At 59.3% G+C, this 17,557-nt stretch carries 10 protein-coding genes, 2 tRNA genes, 3 rRNA genes and 1 pseudogene; 13 read left to right on the top strand and 3 right to left on the bottom strand.

Going from position 1 to position 17,557, the window contains the following annotated elements; all coding sequences use genetic code 11:
• Positions 1-92 precede the first annotated feature (92 nt).
• The 5 genes from V6657_RS23935 (at position 93) to flgK (ending at position 5,695) form a co-directional block, all read left to right on the top strand.
• The gene (locus tag V6657_RS23935; RefSeq protein WP_048936069.1) at positions 93-1,049 is read left to right on the top strand and encodes a Dyp-type peroxidase; all 957 of its coding nucleotides are present in this window, start codon (positions 93-95) and stop codon (positions 1,047-1,049) included.
• A gap of 101 nt (positions 1,050-1,150) precedes the next feature.
• Positions 1,151-1,339: a hypothetical protein gene (locus V6657_RS23940; protein ID WP_048936070.1), complete on the top strand. Its 189-nt coding sequence runs from the start codon at positions 1,151-1,153 to the stop codon at positions 1,337-1,339.
• 290 nt (positions 1,340-1,629) lie between these two features.
• Positions 1,630-2,841: a flagellar hook protein FlgE gene (flgE, locus tag V6657_RS23945; RefSeq protein ID WP_048936071.1), complete on the top strand. Its 1,212-nt coding sequence runs from the start codon at positions 1,630-1,632 to the stop codon at positions 2,839-2,841.
• 91 nt (positions 2,842-2,932) lie between these two features.
• Complete coding sequence (gene flgG, locus V6657_RS23950) at positions 2,933-3,718, top strand: flagellar basal-body rod protein FlgG (protein WP_048936072.1); 786 nt, start codon at positions 2,933-2,935, stop codon at positions 3,716-3,718.
• A gap of 42 nt (positions 3,719-3,760) precedes the next feature.
• A complete protein-coding gene (flgK, locus tag V6657_RS23955; protein WP_048936073.1) occupies positions 3,761-5,695 on the top strand; it encodes a flagellar hook-associated protein FlgK in 1,935 nt (644 codons plus the stop codon).
• Positions 5,696-5,754: 59 nt separating this feature from the next.
• On the opposite strand, the gene panB is transcribed toward flgK, so the two are convergent.
• Positions 5,755-6,627 carry a 3-methyl-2-oxobutanoate hydroxymethyltransferase gene (gene panB, locus V6657_RS23960; protein ID WP_048936074.1) on the bottom strand — a complete coding sequence of 291 codons (873 nt, stop codon included), beginning with the start codon at positions 6,625-6,627 and terminating at the stop codon, positions 5,755-5,757.
• A 74-nt stretch (positions 6,628-6,701) separates the two neighbouring features.
• Between panB and V6657_RS23965 the strand changes: the two genes are divergently transcribed.
• Complete coding sequence (locus tag V6657_RS23965) at positions 6,702-7,538, top strand: helix-turn-helix transcriptional regulator (protein WP_048936075.1); 837 nt, start codon at positions 6,702-6,704, stop codon at positions 7,536-7,538.
• Between the two features lie 10 nt (positions 7,539-7,548).
• Here V6657_RS23965 and V6657_RS23970 read toward each other — a convergent pair whose 3' ends face one another.
• A complete protein-coding gene (locus V6657_RS23970; protein WP_048936076.1) occupies positions 7,549-8,238 on the bottom strand; it encodes an epoxyqueuosine reductase QueH in 690 nt (229 codons plus the stop codon).
• A gap of 153 nt (positions 8,239-8,391) precedes the next feature.
• On the opposite strand from V6657_RS23970, the gene metE reads away from it, so the two are divergent.
• The 6 genes from metE (at position 8,392) to rrf (ending at position 16,556) form a co-directional block, all read left to right on the top strand.
• Entirely contained in the window at positions 8,392-10,677 is a 2,286-nt protein-coding gene (metE, locus tag V6657_RS23975; RefSeq protein ID WP_048936077.1) for a 5-methyltetrahydropteroyltriglutamate--homocysteine S-methyltransferase, read from the top strand.
• 723 nt (positions 10,678-11,400) lie between these two features.
• Positions 11,401-12,936 (top strand): 16S ribosomal RNA (locus V6657_RS23980).
• A gap of 60 nt (positions 12,937-12,996) precedes the next feature.
• Positions 12,997-13,073 (top strand) — tRNA-Ile (locus V6657_RS23985).
• Between the two features lie 36 nt (positions 13,074-13,109).
• Positions 13,110-13,185, top strand: a tRNA-Ala gene (locus V6657_RS23990).
• A gap of 265 nt (positions 13,186-13,450) precedes the next feature.
• Positions 13,451-16,327: ribosomal RNA gene (locus V6657_RS23995) — 23S ribosomal RNA — on the top strand.
• A gap of 116 nt (positions 16,328-16,443) precedes the next feature.
• Positions 16,444-16,556: ribosomal RNA gene (gene rrf, locus V6657_RS24000) — 5S ribosomal RNA — on the top strand.
• Together the 16S, 23S and 5S rRNA genes with 2 tRNA genes alongside form the textbook arrangement of a ribosomal RNA operon.
• Positions 16,557-16,706: 150 nt before the next feature.
• Here rrf and V6657_RS24005 read toward each other — a convergent pair.
• A pseudogene (locus V6657_RS24005) lies at positions 16,707-16,898 on the bottom strand (amidohydrolase); the annotation flags it as partial.
• Positions 16,899-17,103: 205 nt separating this feature from the next.
• Here V6657_RS24005 and V6657_RS24010 point away from each other — a divergent pair.
• The gene (locus tag V6657_RS24010; RefSeq protein WP_048935488.1) at positions 17,104-17,436 is read left to right on the top strand and encodes a calcium-binding protein; all 333 of its coding nucleotides are present in this window, start codon (positions 17,104-17,106) and stop codon (positions 17,434-17,436) included.
• The last annotated feature ends 121 nt before the right edge of the window (positions 17,437-17,557 follow it).

Genomic DNA, 17,557 nt, shown 5'->3' on the forward strand with positions numbered 1-17,557 from the left:
CATGAGGTGGATTCACGAGGTGTGGCATCCGCCAATGGAGAACATGTTCTGTTAGGCTGCAAAACCTTACCGCCTTCAATGCACGCCAACCGATGCCAACCCCAGAACCACAAGCCGTTGCCGGCCCTGTCACCCGCAGCGCCATCTTTATTGTCGCCACCCTGAATCCGGGCACCGACCACGCCAATGTTGTCCGCGCATGGTGCGCCGACGTTGCCGCGCTGGTTCGCTCGGTCGGCAAGCGTGTTCCGGCGGGTCAACTGTCGTGCGTTTGCGGCTTTGGCTCGGATGCGTGGGATGCATTGTTTGGCGCACCGCGGCCGGCATCGCTGCATCCGTTCCGCGTGTTCGGATCGGGGGAACGTACCGCTGTCGCAACGCCGGGCGATCTCCTGCTGCATATCCGAGCAGACCAGATGGATCTCTGCTTTGAACTCGCCACACAGCTGATCGGCAGACTGGGCGCTGCGGTCAAGGTGGTCGACGAGGTGCACGGCTTCCGCTACTTCGACCAGCGCGCCATGGTCGGCTTTGTTGACGGCACGGAGAATCCGGAGGGCCGCGAAGCCGTTGATTTCACCGTGATCGGTGATGAGGATGCGCCCTTTGCCGGCGGGAGCTACGTGCTCGTGCAAAAGTATCTGCATGACATGGCCGGGTGGAACGCGCTTTCCGTCGAGGCGCAGGAGCGCATCATCGGGCGGACCAAGCTGTCCGACATCGAACTGGACGACGATGCCAAACCGTCGTGGTCGCACAGTTCGCTGACCACGCTTGAAGAAGATGGCCAGGAGGTGAAGATCCTGCGCGACAACATGCCGTTCGGCCGGCCGGGTTTCGGTGAGTTCGGCACGTATTTCATCGGCTACGCCCGCTCGCCGGCGCCGATCGAGCAGATGCTCGAAAACATGTTCGTCGGCCGCCCGCCCGGCAACTATGACCGCCTGCTGGACTACAGCCGCGCGGTCACGGGCAGCCTGTTCTTCGTTCCGTCTGCAGATCTACTGGAAGCGCTGGCTGAGCGCGGACCGGGTGAGGGCGGCGCCTGAGGTGCGACATGTCGATGCAACTCGCAGGACGTACGAGATGTTCGATACAGTCGGCTGAGTGCACACGAACAGAGTCGTCTCTGAGAAGAAGCGTGCATGTCATGTCTATTCTCGTGATGAATCGCCAGGGGATCGGCAGGCAGGCAAAGTGTGTGGCGAACGCCGCGCTGAAAAACGCCATTCAGGTGCGTTCATTTTCCACTCGGCGTGGGGAATCCGTGGCGTGTGTTCACCTGTATGGAGAGGGGCAGCGCTCCGGCCCGACGATTGCGCGCGGCGCTGACATCTGAGCAGCAGGTCATGCAGGTTCAGGTGCAAATCGAAGAGATACGGTGCATTTATCCATCTAATTCATCGATTGAATGTCAGGTTGCACAAAGAATCGAAAGGTACCGCTTTAAAGCCAGGTTTAATAAGGTGTTCGCAAGGGAAATACAACACGCTGTCTAAAGACGAAATCGTCTCGCTCGTTGAGCGGGTGGTGATACCGAGAGATCGATTTCCGAGTCTTTAGCGCTGGCTGACGAGATTGCACCGTCTGCCAACACAACAGCGGTACAACTTTCCAAGCGAGAACATCATGGGATTCCAACAAGGGCTGAGCGGCCTCGATGCCGCATCCAAGTCGCTGGACACGATCGGCAGCAATATCGCCAATGCCAACACCGTGGGCTACAAGAAGGCGACCACCGTGTTTGGCGATGTGTATGCGCGCTCATTGGTCGGCGCATCGGACAGCCAGATCGGACAAGGCGTGAATGTGACGCGCGTGTCGCAGTCCTTTACGCAGGGCAATGTCACGCGTACGGGCAATCCGCTGGATATCGCCATCAACGGCACGGGTTTCTACCGCATAGTGGACCCGGGCAGCGGGCAGGTTTCGTACACCCGCAACGGGCAGTTCCACACGGATAAGAACGGCTACATCATCTCCGCCACCGGCCAGAACCTGACGGGCTACGGTGTGGATTCCACAGGCAAGGTCAACACGGCCGTGCTGACCAACCTACAGATTCCGGTGAACGATCTGGCGCCGCTGGCAACCACCAACACGGCATTTGGCGTCAACCTGGATTCTGGTGCCAAGCTGCCGACCACCACGCCGTTCTCGTCCGCCAACTCGCAAACGTTCAGCCATTCGGTGTCGCAGCAGGTGTATGACGGCACGGGCAAGGCCCACGTGCTCACCAACTACTACGTGCGCACGGCCACCGGCTGGGATGTGCACGCCATGGTGGATGGCGCTGCCCCCACCGGCGGCAACCCGATCACCTCGCTCACCTTCAACGGCAATGGCCAGTTGACGTCCGCCCCCAGCAAGATCCCGGTTGCATTTGCCGGCATGAGCATCGGCAACATCGACCTGACAGGCACCACGCAATTCGGCGGCGGCTACAACGATACGGCCCCCGGTGTTTCGCAAGACGGCTATGCCACCGGCCGCCTGGCCAGCTATGCCGTGGGCAACGACGGTACGGTGATGGCGCGCTACTCGAATGGTCGCAGCTCCGTACTGGGGCAGATTGCCATGGCCAACTTCAAGGCGCCGGACGGCCTGCAGAACATTGGCGGCAACCAGTGGGTGGAGACCTCCAACTCGGGCGCTGCGAACCTCGGTACGCCGGGCATGGGTTCGTTCGGTCTGCTGCAATCCCAGTCGGCAGAACAGTCGAACGTGGACCTCTCGGCCGAGCTCGTCCACATGATCGTTGCCCAGCGTTCGTACCAGGCCAACGCGCAAACGATCAAGACACAGGACTCGATCCTGCAGACGCTTGTCAGCCTGCGTTGATCGCGCACGGCAATTGACAACCCGCCTGGGGCGGTTTCGGCATGCCGGGGCCCCGGGCGGCTTCCCCCCAACTCTGACGAGAGGCCTCCAATTGATTCGCTCTCTGTGGATCTCCAAGACCGGGATGGACGCCCAGCAAACGCAGCTGGACGTCGTCTCCAACAACCTGGCGAACGTCAACACGACGGGCTTCAAGCGCTCGCGCGCTGTGTTCGAAGACTTGCTGTACCAGAATGCCCGCGAACCGGGTGCGCAGTCGTCGCAGCAGACCACGCTGCCTTCGGGCATGCAGATCGGCACCGGCACGTGCGTTGTTGCCACCACGCGGCTGCACACGCAAGGCAACCTGACCAAGACCGGCAACTCGACCGACGTGGCCATCAACGGCAACGGCTTCTTCCAGGTGCAGATGCCGGACGGCACCCTGGCCTACACGCGTGACGGCAATTTCCAGATCAACCAGCAGGGGCAGCTCGTCACGTCGAGCGGCTACGCCGTGCAGCCTGCGATTACCGTGCCGCAAAACGCCAAGAGCCTGACGGTTGGCAAGGACGGGGTGGTGACGATCACCACGGCGGGCACCACGAACAACACGCAAGTGGGCACGTTCCAGTTGGCCAGCTTCATCAACCCGGCCGGCTTGCGTAGCATGGGCGAGAACCTGTACGCAGAGACGGAAGCTTCCGGCACCGCCAACCTGGCTGCGCCCGGCTCGAACGGCGTGGGTGTGCTCAACCAGAACTACGTGGAAACGTCCAACGTGAACGTGGTGGAAGAAATGATCCAGATGATCCAGACGCAGCGCGCGTACGAGATCAACAGCAAAGCCGTGCAGACGTCCGACCGCATGCTGGAAAAAGTGGCGCAGCTCAAGTAACGCAGTGCGTTCCTGATCACGCAGATTCTTCTCCTCGCAACGATGAGTTCCTCTCTTCTGAACATTGGCGCATCGGGGCTGCGCGCCGCGGGCATCCACCTGCAGGTGACGGGCAACAACATCGTCAATGCCAATACGCCCGGCTATTCGCGCCAGGAGGCGGTACAGACGCAGAACGTCCCGCTGTATGCCGGTGTCGGCTACCTGGGGCAGGGCGTCGATGTTGCCACCGTCAAGCGCATCTACGACCAGTTCCTGACCACGCAAGTGCAGAGCGGCCACGCGGCCACCAGCGCTGCCAACCAGCTCAGCAGCCTGCTGACTGGTTTGGACAAGTACCTGGGGGATCCCAACAGCGGGCTGAGCTCAGCGCTCACCAGCTTCTTCAATGCCGCCGACGGCCTGGCGTCCAAACCGTCGGACACCACTGCGCGGCAGGTCTTCCTGAATGCCGCTGCTGGCCTGCAAAACCGCTTCAATGCGATTGCAGGGCAGATGAACGCGCTGTCCAACCAGGTCAATACGCAGGTGCAGACGCAAGTCAGCACTGTCAACGGCACCGCCAAGCAGATCGCTGCGCTCAATGAGCAGATCGCCAAGGCGGAGGCTTCCACCGGCCAGCCTGCCAACGACCTGCGAGACCAGCGCGACCAGCTGGTGCTGACGCTCAACAAGTCCATCAAGGCCAGCGCCGTGCAGACGAGCGATGGCCAGTACAACGTCTACATTGGCAATGGGCAGGCCCTGGTGCAGGGCAATCAGAGCTTTGAGCTGACGACGGTGTCGTCGCCGTACGATCCGACGCAGCTGTCAGTGGGCTACAAGAGCCCGGCCGGTACTGTCAGCATTGATGATAGTCAGCTAGGCGGGGGCGCTCTGGGTGGGCTGATGGATTTCCGCCGTAATACGCTTATCCCCGCACAGAACAGCCTGGGCCGTCTGGCGACCGCGATGTCGTCGGCAGTCAACGCGCAGAACAGGCTGGGCATGGATGCCAACGGCAAGCTGGGCACTGATCTGTTCTCTGTGGCCGGCCCCACCGTCGCACCCAGCAGCGGCAACACCGGCAGCGGCACGCTCACAGCTAGCATCACCAATGCCAACGCAGGGCAGGGGTACGACTATCAGGTGAAGTATCAGGGCGGTGCCTATACCGTATCGCGCTACCCCGATGGCTCCGGCGCGGTCACTGTCACCAGTTGGCCGACCACGGTGGATGGCGTCTCGCTCAACCTGAGCGGTGCCATGAACAATGGGGATTCGTTCCTCGTGCGCCCGACCGCCAACGCTGCGTCCAGCATGAAGACGCTGACGAACGACTACCACGCAGTCGCCGCAGCCTCGCCCGTGGTGGCAGACCTGGGCAGCAACAACAAGGGCAGTGGGGCGGTCACGTCCGTCGGCGTGAATGCGGGTTACGCGGGCGCGCCGCTTGCCTCGCCGGTCTCGCTCACCTACACCGCGGCGGGTGGCGGTTCGCTTTCAGGCTTTCCGGGCACGGTGACTGTCACCGTCAACGGTACGTCGACCACGTATTCCGGCACGGCACCTTACACGCAGGGCGCGACGTACGCGTTCAACGGCGTCCAGATGACGATGACGGGCACGCCCGCAAACGGCGACACCTTCAAGCTCTCGCCCAACGCCGCCAACAGCACCGACAACGGCAACGCCAGCGCGTTGGCCAAGCTGCGCAATGCCGCACTGCTTGATGGTGGCACCACGTCGATCGGCTCGGCATGGAACAACCTCACTACGCAGGTGGGCGTGCGGACCAACCAGGCCAACGGCAATCTGACGGCGCAGACGGGGTTGCTGGCGAGTTCTATGCGGCAGCAGCAGTCGGTGTCTGGCGTGAGCTTGGATGAAGAGGCAATGAACCTGATGCAGTATCAGAAGGCCTATCAGGCGTCGGCCAAGGTCATGCAGACGGCAAACAGCCTGTTTGACTCGCTGCTGTCCATTGCAGGGCGTTGAGATCGGGTGATGCCTGCCTGAGCCGGGCCAACGTCATGCTGGCCCGATGCATTTCGCAGTCAAGCTGGCACCAGGCTTGTCGCGGCGATCAGGTGTGAGGGCAGTTGCAGCGGCTTGCCGTAGCCAAAGCAGTGTTGTGCCAGCGGGAAGGCGCCTTGCCGAACCTCGTCGGCATATTGCGCGACGGCCTCACGCATGACGGCATTGATGTCTGCGTAGCGTTTGACGAAGCGCGGTGTGTAGGCATCGAAGCCGCCCACCATGTCTTCGGTCACCAGCACCTGGCCATCGCACGCGGCAGAGGCACCGATGCCGATGGTCGGGATCGCGAGCGTTTCAGTGATGTGCCGCGCCAGTGCCTCGGCGGTGCCCTCGATGACAACCGAGAACGCGCCAGCCTGCTCCACTGCGCGTGCTGCCTCGAAGATGCGTGCCGCCGACGCGGCCTCGAGCCCCTGCGCCTTGAAGCCACCGGTGGCGTTGGCCTGCTGCGGCATCAGCCCGATATGCGCCATGACCGGCACACCACGTTCGGTCAGGAAACGGATGGTGTCGGCCATCTCGACGCCGCCTTCCAGCTTGACCGCCTGCGCGCCGGTTTCACTCAGCAGACGCGCCGCACTGCGGAACGCCTGCGCGGGAGATTCCTGGTATGTCCCGAACGGCAGGTCGACCACCACGCAGGCCCGCGTCGACCCGCGCACCACCGCTGCGCCGTGCGCGATCATCATCTCGAGCGTGACGCCCAGCGTGCTGGGCATGCCATACAGAACCATACCCAGCGAATCGCCGACGATGATCACATCGGCATGCGCGTCGACCAGGCGAGCCATGGGGGCGGAATAGGCCGTCAGCGAGACCAGGCTGCCGGCGCCTTTACGTGCGCGCAGCGCAGTGACGGTGTGGCGGGAGAGGGCGGTATGTGTGCTCATGGAACGTTGCCGAACAGTGGATGCGCCACGGTATCATCCGCGGCGCGCGCCCGATCCCGCGCGGAGGACACCCTATGCTGCTCGCAGGACAAGCTCGCAACGCCTACGTGGTTCCGCCCATGGCAGTGCTGCCGCGGCCGCTGTTCGTGCGGGCGTTCGAGATTCCCGGCAACGGTTGGGTGGAGTCCCACAGCCATCCCTGGGCGCAGTTCACCTACGCCACCGCCGGCGTGATCGAGATCGATACCCCACTGGGCCGCCATCTGCTGCCGCCGCACTACGCGATGTGGATTCCGCCGGACATGCCGCACGCCGTGTCGACGCGCGAATGCGTGGCCTTCCACAGCCTCTATCTCGATGCGGCCGCGTTTGGTGCCCATCCACCACGTGCAGGCGCGATGCTGTGCGTGACACCGTTGCTGCGCGAACTGGTGGCAGCAACCGCCGAATTGCCGGTGAACTACGACATGAACGGCCCCGACGGCGCCCTGGTGTGCCTGATCATGGATCGCATCCGGCGTCTGCGGGCTGCGCCGTTATCTGTGCCAATGCCGAGCGACACGCGCCTGCTCAAGATTGCGCGCGCATTGCACGTTGATCCGGGCGACCCTCGCACGCTGGACGATTGGGCTGGTCAGGTCGGAGCCACCCGTCGCACGCTTTCGCGCCTGTTTCGGCAGGACACCGGGTTGTCGTTCGTCGAGTGGCGGCAAGCGCTGCGGCTGCTTGCCGCGTTGCCCTTGCTGGAGGCGGGTACCGCCGTGAGTGTGGTTGCTGAGCAATTGGGCTACGCGTCGGTGTCCGCATTCATCGCGGTCTTCCAGTCCCGCTTCCAGGTCACCCCGGGGGTGTTCGCCCGCACTCGGCAACTTGAGGGCAAGGCGGATTTGCCGGCGGCGCTACCTGTCTAGGGCTCGTCCCTCAAACGCTTCCTTCACCGGCCTCGGCGTCCGGTGCTCCGTAATAGAGCGCGCCAAGTTGGATCGGCGCGCGGCCCGCAGCCTTGCGCTGCTGGTTCGTGTCGCGCAGCGAGTAAGCGCAGCCGCAGTATTCCTGCTGATAGAAGATCTCGCGCTTGCTGATCTCGATCATGCGGGCTGAGCCCCCACCCTTGCGCCAGTTGAATTCCCAGTACATCAGATCGGGATAGCGTGAGGCCGCGCGTACGCCGCTCTCGTTGATCTGCTGCATGTTCTTCCAACGCGAAATGCCCAGCGAACTCGTGATGACCGGAAAACCGTGCTCGTGCGCATACAGTGCTGTGCGCTCGAACCGCATGTCGAAGCACATCGTGCAGCGCACGCCGCGCTCGGGTTCGTGCTCCATGCCCTTGGCGCGGGCGAACCAGTTGTCGCGATCGTAGTCCGCGTCGATGAAGGGGATACCGAACTTCTCCGCAAAGCGGATGTTTTCATCCTTGCGCAGGTCGTACTCCTTACGCGGATGGATGTTCGGGTTGTAGAAGAAGATCGTGTAGTCGATGCCGGAAGCCAGCATGGCTTCCATGACCTCACCGGAACATGGCGCGCAGCATGAGTGCAGCAGCACCTTGTTGTGACCGCCGGGCAGCGGCAACGCCTTGCGTTCAATCGGAGTCGTAGGGGCTGTCATGGGGTTCCTTGCGCCCCGGGCTCACGCTCAAGGCATGCTCAACTGCTATGTATGAATATGATTCATTTAATTTGAAAAACACATCATTTTACTTCATGAGATGGGGTTTCTAGAATCGGCGGATCGATTTGATTCCACCGGAAACTCCAGAAAATGACCACCGTCCACAACCTCGGTTTTCCCCGCATCGGCGCCAAACGCGAACTCAAGTTCGCCCTCGAGTCCTATTGGAAGGGTGAGTCGTCGCGCGACGAACTGAAAGGCCTCGGTGCCCAACTGCGCCAGCGCCACTGGCATAACCAGCAAGACCTGGACCTCGTGCCGGTGGGCGACTTCGCGTTCTATGACCAGGTGCTGGACATGAGTTTCACGCTCGGCAACCTGCCCGAGCGCGTGCGCGACTTCCACGGTGATGCGCTGGACAACTACTTCCGCGTAGCCCGCGGCCGCTCGGCGCAATCAGCAGAACATGCCGCCTGCTGTGGTGGCGTGGCAGCCGGCGAGATGACCAAGTGGTTCGACACCAACTACCACTACATCGTCCCAGAGTTCGCCGCCGATACGACATTCAAGCTGGATGCCTCGCGCCTGGTCGAGCAACTGGCCGAAGCCCGCGCGCAAGGCGTGCGTGCCAAACCGGTGATCGTCGGCCCTGTCACGTACCTGGCGCTGGGCAAGGCCAAGGACGAGTCCGACAAGCTCGCACTGCTGCCGCGCCTGCTGCCGGTGTATGCCGATCTGCTGGCCACACTGGCCGCGCAGGGCGTGGAATGGGTGCAGATTGACGAGCCCGCGCTGGTGACTGAGCTGGCGCCGGAATGGCAGGGCGCCTTCCGCACCGCTTATACAGCGCTGGCCAAGAGCCCGGTCAAGCTGCTGCTGGCCACGTACTTTGGCCAACTGCAAGAGAACCTGCCGCTGGTGGCCGAGCTGCCCGTGCAGGGCGTGCACCTGGATGCCATCAATGCGCGCCAGGAAGTTGCAGTTCTGATCGCCAAGCTGCCAGTCGACCGCGTAGTCTCGTTGGGCGTGATCAACGGCCGCAACATCTGGAAGACGGACCTCAACGGCGTGCTGGACTGGCTGGAGCCGGTGGCCAAGCAGTTGGGTGATCGCCTGTGGATTGCGCCGTCGTGCTCGCTGCTACATGTGCCGGTGGATCTGAGCAGCGAACAGAAGCTCGATGCCGATGTGAAATCCTGGCTGGCCTTCGCGCTGCAGAAGCTGGAGGAGCTCAAGGTGCTGGCCGTTGCGCTGCGCCAAGGGCGTGACGCGGCAAAGGATGCGCTGTCGGCCAACCGTGCCGCCATCGATGCGCGCCGTAACTCACCGCGCGTGCACAACCCGGCCATCAAGGCGGCGGTCGACAAGATCACCCGCGCGCTGGGTGAGCGCCAGAACGCCTACGGTGCGCGCGCCCCGAAGCAATCGGCGTTGCTGAACCTGCCGGCGTTCCCGACCACGACGATTGGCTCGTTCCCGCAGACGGCGGAGATCCGCCACGCGCGCAGCCAGTTCAAAGCAGGTGCATTGGATGCGGCCGGCTATAAGCTGGCCATGCAGGCCGAGATCGAGCGTAGCGTGCGCGAGCAGGAAGCCCTGGGCCTGGACGTGCTGGTGCACGGCGAAGCCGAGCGTAACGACATGGTCGAGTACTTTGGCGAGCAACTGCAGGGCTACGCCTTCAGCCAATTCGGCTGGGTGCAGTCGTACGGCTCGCGCTGCGTGAAACCGCCCATCCTGTTCGGCGACATCAGCCGCCCGAACGCGATGACCGTCGAGTGGATTCAGTACGCCCAGTCGCTCACCAGCAAGCCGATGAAGGGCATGCTCACGGGCCCGGTCACGATCCTGAATTGGTCGTTCGTGCGTGACGACCAGCCGCGCTCGGTGTCGTGCTACCAGCTTGCCTTGGCGATCCGCGAAGAGGTGTTGGACCTGGAGCGTGCCGGCATCAGCGTGATCCAGATCGACGAGGCCGCCCTGCGTGAAGGCCTGCCGCTGCGCCGCGCGCAATGGCAGGAGTACCTGGACTGGGCGGTGGAGTCGTTCCGCATCACGGCCAACGGCGTGCGTGATGAAACGCAGATCCACACCCATATGTGCTACTCGGAGTTCAACGACATCATCAAGTCGATCGCTGACATGGATGCCGACGTGATCACGATCGAGACCTCCCGTTCGGACATGGAACTGCTCGACGCGTTCGACAACTTCAAGTACCCGAACGAGATCGGCCCGGGCGTGTACGACATCCACTCGCCGAACATTCCGACGCAGGATCACATCGTGCAACTGATGCGCAAGGCCGCCGAGCGCATTCCGCAGGAACGCCTGTGGGTCAACCCGGACTGCGGCTTGAAGACTCGCCAATGGGCAGAGGTGATTCCGGCGCTGACCAACATGGTCGCCGCTGCGAAGACGCTGCGCGGCCAGTAAGCGCATTGCCGGCTGCGCCTTGAGCGTAGCTGGGCGTCCGTCTGGGTATCTCCATATAAGAAGATCCATCGCCCCGGACATGCCCGGGGCGATGCCGTTCCAAGGCTCCTTTCATAGGCAAACGCGGCCGCCAACGCGTCAATCGGATCGCCCTGCGGGATGCGGCGGTTATTTTTGAAATATTTTTTTTGCCCGCAATCCCAGTCCCAGCCTGGGCTAGCGCGGATTCTTCACGCGCTGGTCATCAGTTGGTCACGAGAAAGGTGTTGCCAAGTGCGGGAAACGTCCTTATAGTTCGCCCCTCGCTGCAAACGACAGCGCCGAAACGAAAGCGACGGCGGGGTGGTTAAGGCGGTGGAGAAGTAGTGGTGGTGCGGGTTTGCGGGTTGTCGGGTGGTTAGCGACGGTCCGCGGTTGCAGTGAAGTTAGCGACGCGTTGAACGATAAAAATTCTTCAGCAAGTTGTTGACAGCGACGAAAAAGCTCTGCATAATCTCGTTTCTCTGCTGCAGCAAACGCAGCGACGCGGTGAACAAAGTTGATCGCGCAGTTCTTTAACAAGCAAACAGCCGATAAGTGTGGGCGCTTAATACTGGATGCGGCGAATGTAAATTCGCTAGCTTACAAGTAATGAAGTGCTCGCACAGAAGTAAGGTTTGAACGAAAGTTCAAGTCAGATTCTGAGAGTGAGCGACCGCTCGTAAAGAGCGAAAACAGCAGATTGAACTGAAGAGTTTGATCCTGGCTCAGATTGAACGCTGGCGGCATGCCTTACACATGCAAGTCGAACGGCAGCATGATCTAGCTTGCTAGATTGATGGCGAGTGGCGAACGGGTGAGTAATACATCGGAACGTGCCCTGTAGTGGGGGATAACTAGTCGAAAGATTAGCTAATACCGCATACGACCTGAGGGTGAAAGTGGGGGACCGCAAGGCCTCATGCTATAGGAGCGGCCGATGTCTGATTAGCTAGTTGGTGGGGTAAAGGCCCACCAAGGCGACGATCAGTAGCTGGTCTGAGAGGACGATCAGCCACACTGGGACTGAGACACGGCCCAGACTCCTACGGGAGGCAGCAGTGGGGAATTTTGGACAATGGGGGCAACCCTGATCCAGCAATGCCGCGTGTGTGAAGAAGGCCTTCGGGTTGTAAAGCACTTTTGTCCGGAAAGAAATCGCACTTACTAATATTAGGTGTGGATGACGGTACCGGAAGAATAAGGACCGGCTAACTACGTGCCAGCAGCCGCGGTAATACGTAGGGTCCAAGCGTTAATCGGAATTACTGGGCGTAAAGCGTGCGCAGGCGGTTGTGCAAGACCGATGTGAAATCCCCGGGCTTAACCTGGGAATTGCATTGGTGACTGCACGGCTAGAGTGTGTCAGAGGGGGTAGAATTCCACGTGTAGCAGTGAAATGCGTAGAGATGTGGAGGAATACCGATGGCGAAGGCAGCCCCTGGGATAACACTGACGCTCATGCACGAAAGCGTGGGGAGCAAACAGGATTAGATACCCTGGTAGTCCACGCCCTAAACGATGTCAACTAGTTGTTGGGGATTCATTTCCTTAGTAACGTAGCTAACGCGTGAAGTTGACCGCCTGGGGAGTACGGTCGCAAGATTAAAACTCAAAGGAATTGACGGGGACCCGCACAAGCGGTGGATGATGTGGATTAATTCGATGCAACGCGAAAAACCTTACCTACCCTTGACATGCCACTAACGAAGCAGAGATGCATTAGGTGCTCGAAAGAGAAAGTGGACACAGGTGCTGCATGGCTGTCGTCAGCTCGTGTCGTGAGATGTTGGGTTAAGTCCCGCAACGAGCGCAACCCTTGTCTCTAGTTGCTACGAAAGGGCACTCTAGAGAGACTGCCGGTGACAAACCGGAGGAAGGTGGGGATGACGTCAAGTCCTCATGGCCCTTATGGGTAGGGCTTCACACGTCATACAATGGTGCATACAGAGGGTTGCCAAGCCGCGAGGTGGAGCTAATCCCAGAAAATGCATCGTAGTCCGGATCGTAGTCTGCAACTCGACTACGTGAAGCTGGAATCGCTAGTAATCGCGGATCAGCATGCCGCGGTGAATACGTTCCCGGGTCTTGTACACACCGCCCGTCACACCATGGGAGTGGGTTTTGCCAGAAGTAGTTAGCCTAACCGTAAGGAGGGCGATTACCACGGCAGGGTTCATGACTGGGGTGAAGTCGTAACAAGGTAGCCGTATCGGAAGGTGCGGCTGGATCACCTCCTTTAAGAGCGTGCATCCGACGTTAGGCGTCCACACTTATCGGTTTGTTTGATGTTACAGCCAAGGGTCTGTAGCTCAGGTGGTTAGAGCACCGTCTTGATAAGGCGGGGGTCGTAGGTTCAAGTCCTACCAGACCCACCAAGTTACGGACGGTGGAAGAAGTTCTCTGCCGTGACTGGGGGATTAGCTCAGCTGGGAGAGCACCTGCTTTGCAAGCAGGGGGTCGTCGGTTCGATCCCGTCATCCTCCACCAATACCTTTTGGTTGCCAAATGCAAGCATCGACGATGCGTCGATGGTGTTTGCATTTGGCCTAGCCAAGACGAGCGTAAAAGTTCGGCTGTTCTTTAACAATATGGAATGTAGTAAAGGTGTCGCGGAGCATTGATGAGATGCTCGGTAGTAACGCGACACTGGGTTGTGATTGTATCAACCAGTATTACCAGAGCAATCGAAAGATTGTCTTGGAATACGGCACAACGCGAGAACTCAGCCTGTAACGAGACATACTCGTTATAGGGTCAAGCGAATAAGTGCATGTGGTGGATGCCTTGGCGATTACAGGCGATGAAGGACGTAGTAGCCTGCGAAAAGCTGCGGGGAGCTGGCAAACAAGCTTTGATCCGCAGATGTCCGAATGGGGAAACCCGGCCCGTATGGGTCATCCCTTGCTGAATACATAGGCAAGGGAAGCGAACGCAGCGAACTGAAACATCTAAGTAGCTGTAGGAACAGAAATCAACCGAGATTCCCAAAGTAGTGGCGAGCGAAATGGGATCAGCCTTGTACTCTTTAGCAGTATTGCTAGCAGAACGGAATGGAAAGTCCGGCCATAGCGGGTGATAGCCCCGTATGCGAAAGCAGTATTGTGGAACTAGGTGTACGACAAGTAGGGCGGGACACGTGAAATCCTGTCTGAAGATGGGGGGACCATCCTCCAAGGCTAAATACTCGTAATCGACCGATAGTGAACCAGTACCGTGAGGGAAAGGCGAAAAGAACCCCGGGAGGGGAGTGAAATAGATCCTGAAACCGCATGCATACAAACAGTCGGAGCCTGGAAACGGGTGACGGCGTACCTTTTGTATAATGGGTCAGCGACTTACATTCAGTGGCAAGCTTAACCGATTAGGGAAGGCGTAGCGAAAGCGAGTCCGAATAGGGCGTTCAGTCGCTGGGTGTAGACCCGAAACCAAGTGATCTATCCATGGCCAGGTTGAAGGTGCGGTAACACGTACTGGAGGACCGAACCCACTAACGTTGAAAAGTTAGGGGATGAGCTGTGGATAGGGGTGAAAGGCTAAACAAACTTGGAAATAGCTGGTTCTCTCCGAAAACTATTTAGGTAGTGCCTCGTGTCTCACCTTCGGGGGTAGAGCACTGTCATGGTTGGGGGTCTATTGCTGATTACCCCGCCATAGCAAACTCCGAATACCGAAGAGTGCAATCACGGGAGACAGACATCGGGTGCTAACGTCCGGTGTCAAGAGGGAAACAACCCAGACCGCCAGCTAAGGTCCCTAAATATTGCTAAGTGGGAAACGAAGTGGGAAGGCTAAAACAGTCAGGAGGTTGGCTTAGAAGCAGCCACCCTTTAAAGAAAGCGTAATAGCTCACTGATCGAGTCGTCCTGCGCGGAAGATGTAACGGGGCTAAGCAATATACCGAAGCTGCGGATGCACGTAAGTGCATGGTAGGAGAGCGTTCTGTAAGCCTGTGAAGGTGTCTTGTAAAGGATGCTGGAGGTATCAGAAGTGCGAATGCTGACATGAGTAGCGATAAAGGGGTGAAAGGCCCCCTCGCCGTAAGCCCAAGGTTTCCTACGCAACGTTCATCGGCGTAGGGTGAGTCGGCCCCTAAGGCGAGGCAGAGATGCGTAGCTGATGGGAAGCAGGTTAATATTCCTGCACCGTCGTATGATGCGATGGGGGGACGGATCGCGGAAGGTTGTCCGGGTGTTGGATGTCCCGGTCCCTGCATTGGAGATGGCACTTAGGCAAATCCGGGTGCGTGATTCAAGGGTGTGGGGCGAGCGACTTTAGGTCGCGAAGCAATTGGAAGTGGTTCCAAGAAAAGCCTCTAAGCTTCAGTCATACGAGACCGTACCGCAAACCGACACAGGTGGGCGAGATGAGTATTCTAAGGCGCTTGAGAGAACTCGGGAGAAGGAACTCGGCAAATTGGTACCGTAACTTCGGGATAAGGTACGCCCTTGTAGTTTGACTGGCTCGCGCCAGAAGGACGAAGGGGTTGCAATAAAATGGTGGCTGCGACTGTTTAATAAAAACACAGCACTCTGCAAACACGAAAGTGGACGTATAGGGTGTGACGCCTGCCCGGTGCCGGAAGATTAAATGATGGGGTGCAAGCTCTTGATTGAAGTCCCGGTAAACGGCGGCCGTAACTATAACGGTCCTAAGGTAGCGAAATTCCTTGTCGGGTAAGTTCCGACCTGCACGAATGGCGTAACGATGGCCACACTGTCTCCTCCCGAGACTCAGCGAAGTTGAAGTGTTTGTGATGATGCAATCTCCCCGCGGCTAGACGGAAAGACCCCATGAACCTTTACTGTAGCTTTGCATTGGACTTTGAACCGATCTGTGTAGGATAGGTGGGAGGCTTTGAAACCGGGACGCTAGTTTCGGTGGAGCCGACCTTGAAATACCACCCTGGTTTGTTTGAGGTTCTAACCTTGGCCCGTGAATCCGGGTCGGGGACAGTGCATGGTAGGCAGTTTGACTGGGGCGGTCTCCTCCCAAAGTGTAACGGAGGAGTTCGAAGGTACGCTTGGTACGGTCGGACATCGTACCTAAAGTGCAATGGCAAAAGCGTGCTTAACTGCGAGACCGACAAGTCGAGCAGGTGCGAAAGCAGGACATAGTGATCCGGTGGTTCTGTATGGAAGGGCCATCGCTCAACGGATAAAAGGTACTCTGGGGATAACAGGCTGATACCGCCCAAGAGTTCATATCGACGGCGGTGTTTGGCACCTCGATGTCGGCTCATCTCATCCTGGGGCTGTAGCCGGTCCCAAGGGTATGGCTGTTCGCCATTTAAAGAGGTACGTGAGCTGGGTTTAAAACGTCGTGAGACAGTTTGGTCCCTATCTGCCGTGGGCGTTGGAATCTTGACGGGGGCTGCTCCTAGTACGAGAGGACCGGAGTGGACGTACCGCTGGTGTACCTGTTGTCTCGCCAGAGGCATCGCAGGGTAGCTATGTACGGAAGAGATAACCGCTGAAAGCATCTAAGCGGGAAACTTGCCTGAAGATGAGGATTCCCTGGAGACTTGATCTCCCTGAAGGGTCGTTCGAGACCAGGACGTTGATAGGCTGGGTGTGGAAGCGCAGTAATGCGTTCAGCTAACCAGTACTAATTGCCCGTGCGGCTTGATCCTATAACCGGTATGTTTCCGGCTGGGTCTGCCTTGTGCCTGATACAAAATACACAACCTGAACTACATTCCCATATTGGCGGCGTTGACCATCGAGTCAGCGACGCGACAAGTCATAGCCTGGTGACCATAGCGAGTCGGTACCACCCCTTCCCATCCCGAACAGGACCGTGAAACGACTCCGCGCCGATGATAGTGCGGATTCCCGTGTGAAAGTAGGTCATCGCCAGGCTCTCCATAAAAACACCCCAGCCCTCATCCGGCTGGGGTGTTTGCTTTTACGCCTCCCAAACGCAGCACCACCGCTGCCTCCCTGCCGCAACAGCCCAATAAAAAAGCCACCCAACGGGTGGCTTCTTGCGCTCTGCTGCGCCAAACAACCTCAGCCCCGCGCCAGGTACCGCTCCACCAGCCTCACCCAATACGTCGCGCCCAACGGCAGCAGCTCGTCGTTAAAGTCGTAGCTCGGATTGTGCAGCATGCACGGTCCTAGGCCGTGGCCTTGCTCGCGGTGGTCGCCGTCACCGTTGCCGATGAAGGCGAAGCAGCCAGGCTTCTCGAACAGCATGAACGCTTTGAGGCAGCCCTCCGAGTTATCCGTTGGGGCCCACTTTGAGAACGGATACAGGATTCGCCGTTATCGAATAGCGCATCTGACGGTTGGCGTTATCTCCCACGTGACCTAGATTGAACTCGGCCCCGCGCGCGCTTGGCGTTGCGGCATCACCGGAATGGCAAGAGATCTGGGGCCAACACAAAAACCTTGAGGAGATCGAACCATGATTCTGCGTAAGTCTTGTGTCGGCCTGGCCATCGTAGCGGCATTCATATGCGCAAGCGCGACTGCGCAACAGCAAACTGAGCAAGAGCCCATGAAATGGAGCCTCAAGGAGGCGAAGGCCAAAATCGCCGAACGTTTCAAGGCGGCCGATACCGATCACGATGGCAAGTTGACGCGCGAGGAGGCCAAGGCAGGTATGCCGCGTGTCTACGAGAATTTCGACAAGATCGACATCAGAAAGCGTGGCTATGTCACGCAGCGCCAAATCGGTGCGTACTGGTCGAAGGTCTCCGGGGCGCAGGAGCAGAAGGACAATCCCGTCTGGAACTGATAGCGGTACCAGCATTTGAGCAAGCGGCCTGGTGGTTGGGTGATCAGGCCGCGCTCGATACCCAAGCGTCTAGCGCGCAGTAGACGACAAGCGCCGAAAGCACCCCGAGCCGGTCATCGCG

Origin of the sequence: Ralstonia sp. RRA (assembly GCF_037023145.1) — a bacterium.
Classification (GTDB): domain Bacteria; phylum Pseudomonadota; class Gammaproteobacteria; order Burkholderiales; family Burkholderiaceae; genus Ralstonia.

Bases quoted from the DNA above. Each gene is read 5' to 3' on its own strand.
- V6657_RS23935 (WP_048936069.1), top strand. From the start codon at position 93: ATGCCAACCCCAGAACCACAAGCCGTTGCCGGCCCTGTCACCCGCAGC.
- V6657_RS23940 (WP_048936070.1), top strand. From the start codon at position 1,151: ATGTCTATTCTCGTGATGAATCGCCAGGGGATCGGCAGGCAGGCAAAG.
- flgE (WP_048936071.1), top strand. From the start codon at position 1,630: ATGGGATTCCAACAAGGGCTGAGCGGCCTCGATGCCGCATCCAAGTCG.
- flgK (WP_048936073.1), top strand. From the start codon at position 3,761: ATGAGTTCCTCTCTTCTGAACATTGGCGCATCGGGGCTGCGCGCCGCG.
- panB (WP_048936074.1), bottom strand. From the start codon at position 6,627: ATGAGCACACATACCGCCCTCTCCCGCCACACCGTCACTGCGCTGCGC.
- V6657_RS23965 (WP_048936075.1), top strand. From the start codon at position 6,702: ATGCTGCTCGCAGGACAAGCTCGCAACGCCTACGTGGTTCCGCCCATG.
- V6657_RS23970 (WP_048936076.1), bottom strand. From the start codon at position 8,238: ATGACAGCCCCTACGACTCCGATTGAACGCAAGGCGTTGCCGCTGCCC.
- metE (WP_048936077.1), top strand. From the start codon at position 8,392: ATGACCACCGTCCACAACCTCGGTTTTCCCCGCATCGGCGCCAAACGC.
- V6657_RS24010 (WP_048935488.1), top strand. From the start codon at position 17,104: ATGATTCTGCGTAAGTCTTGTGTCGGCCTGGCCATCGTAGCGGCATTC.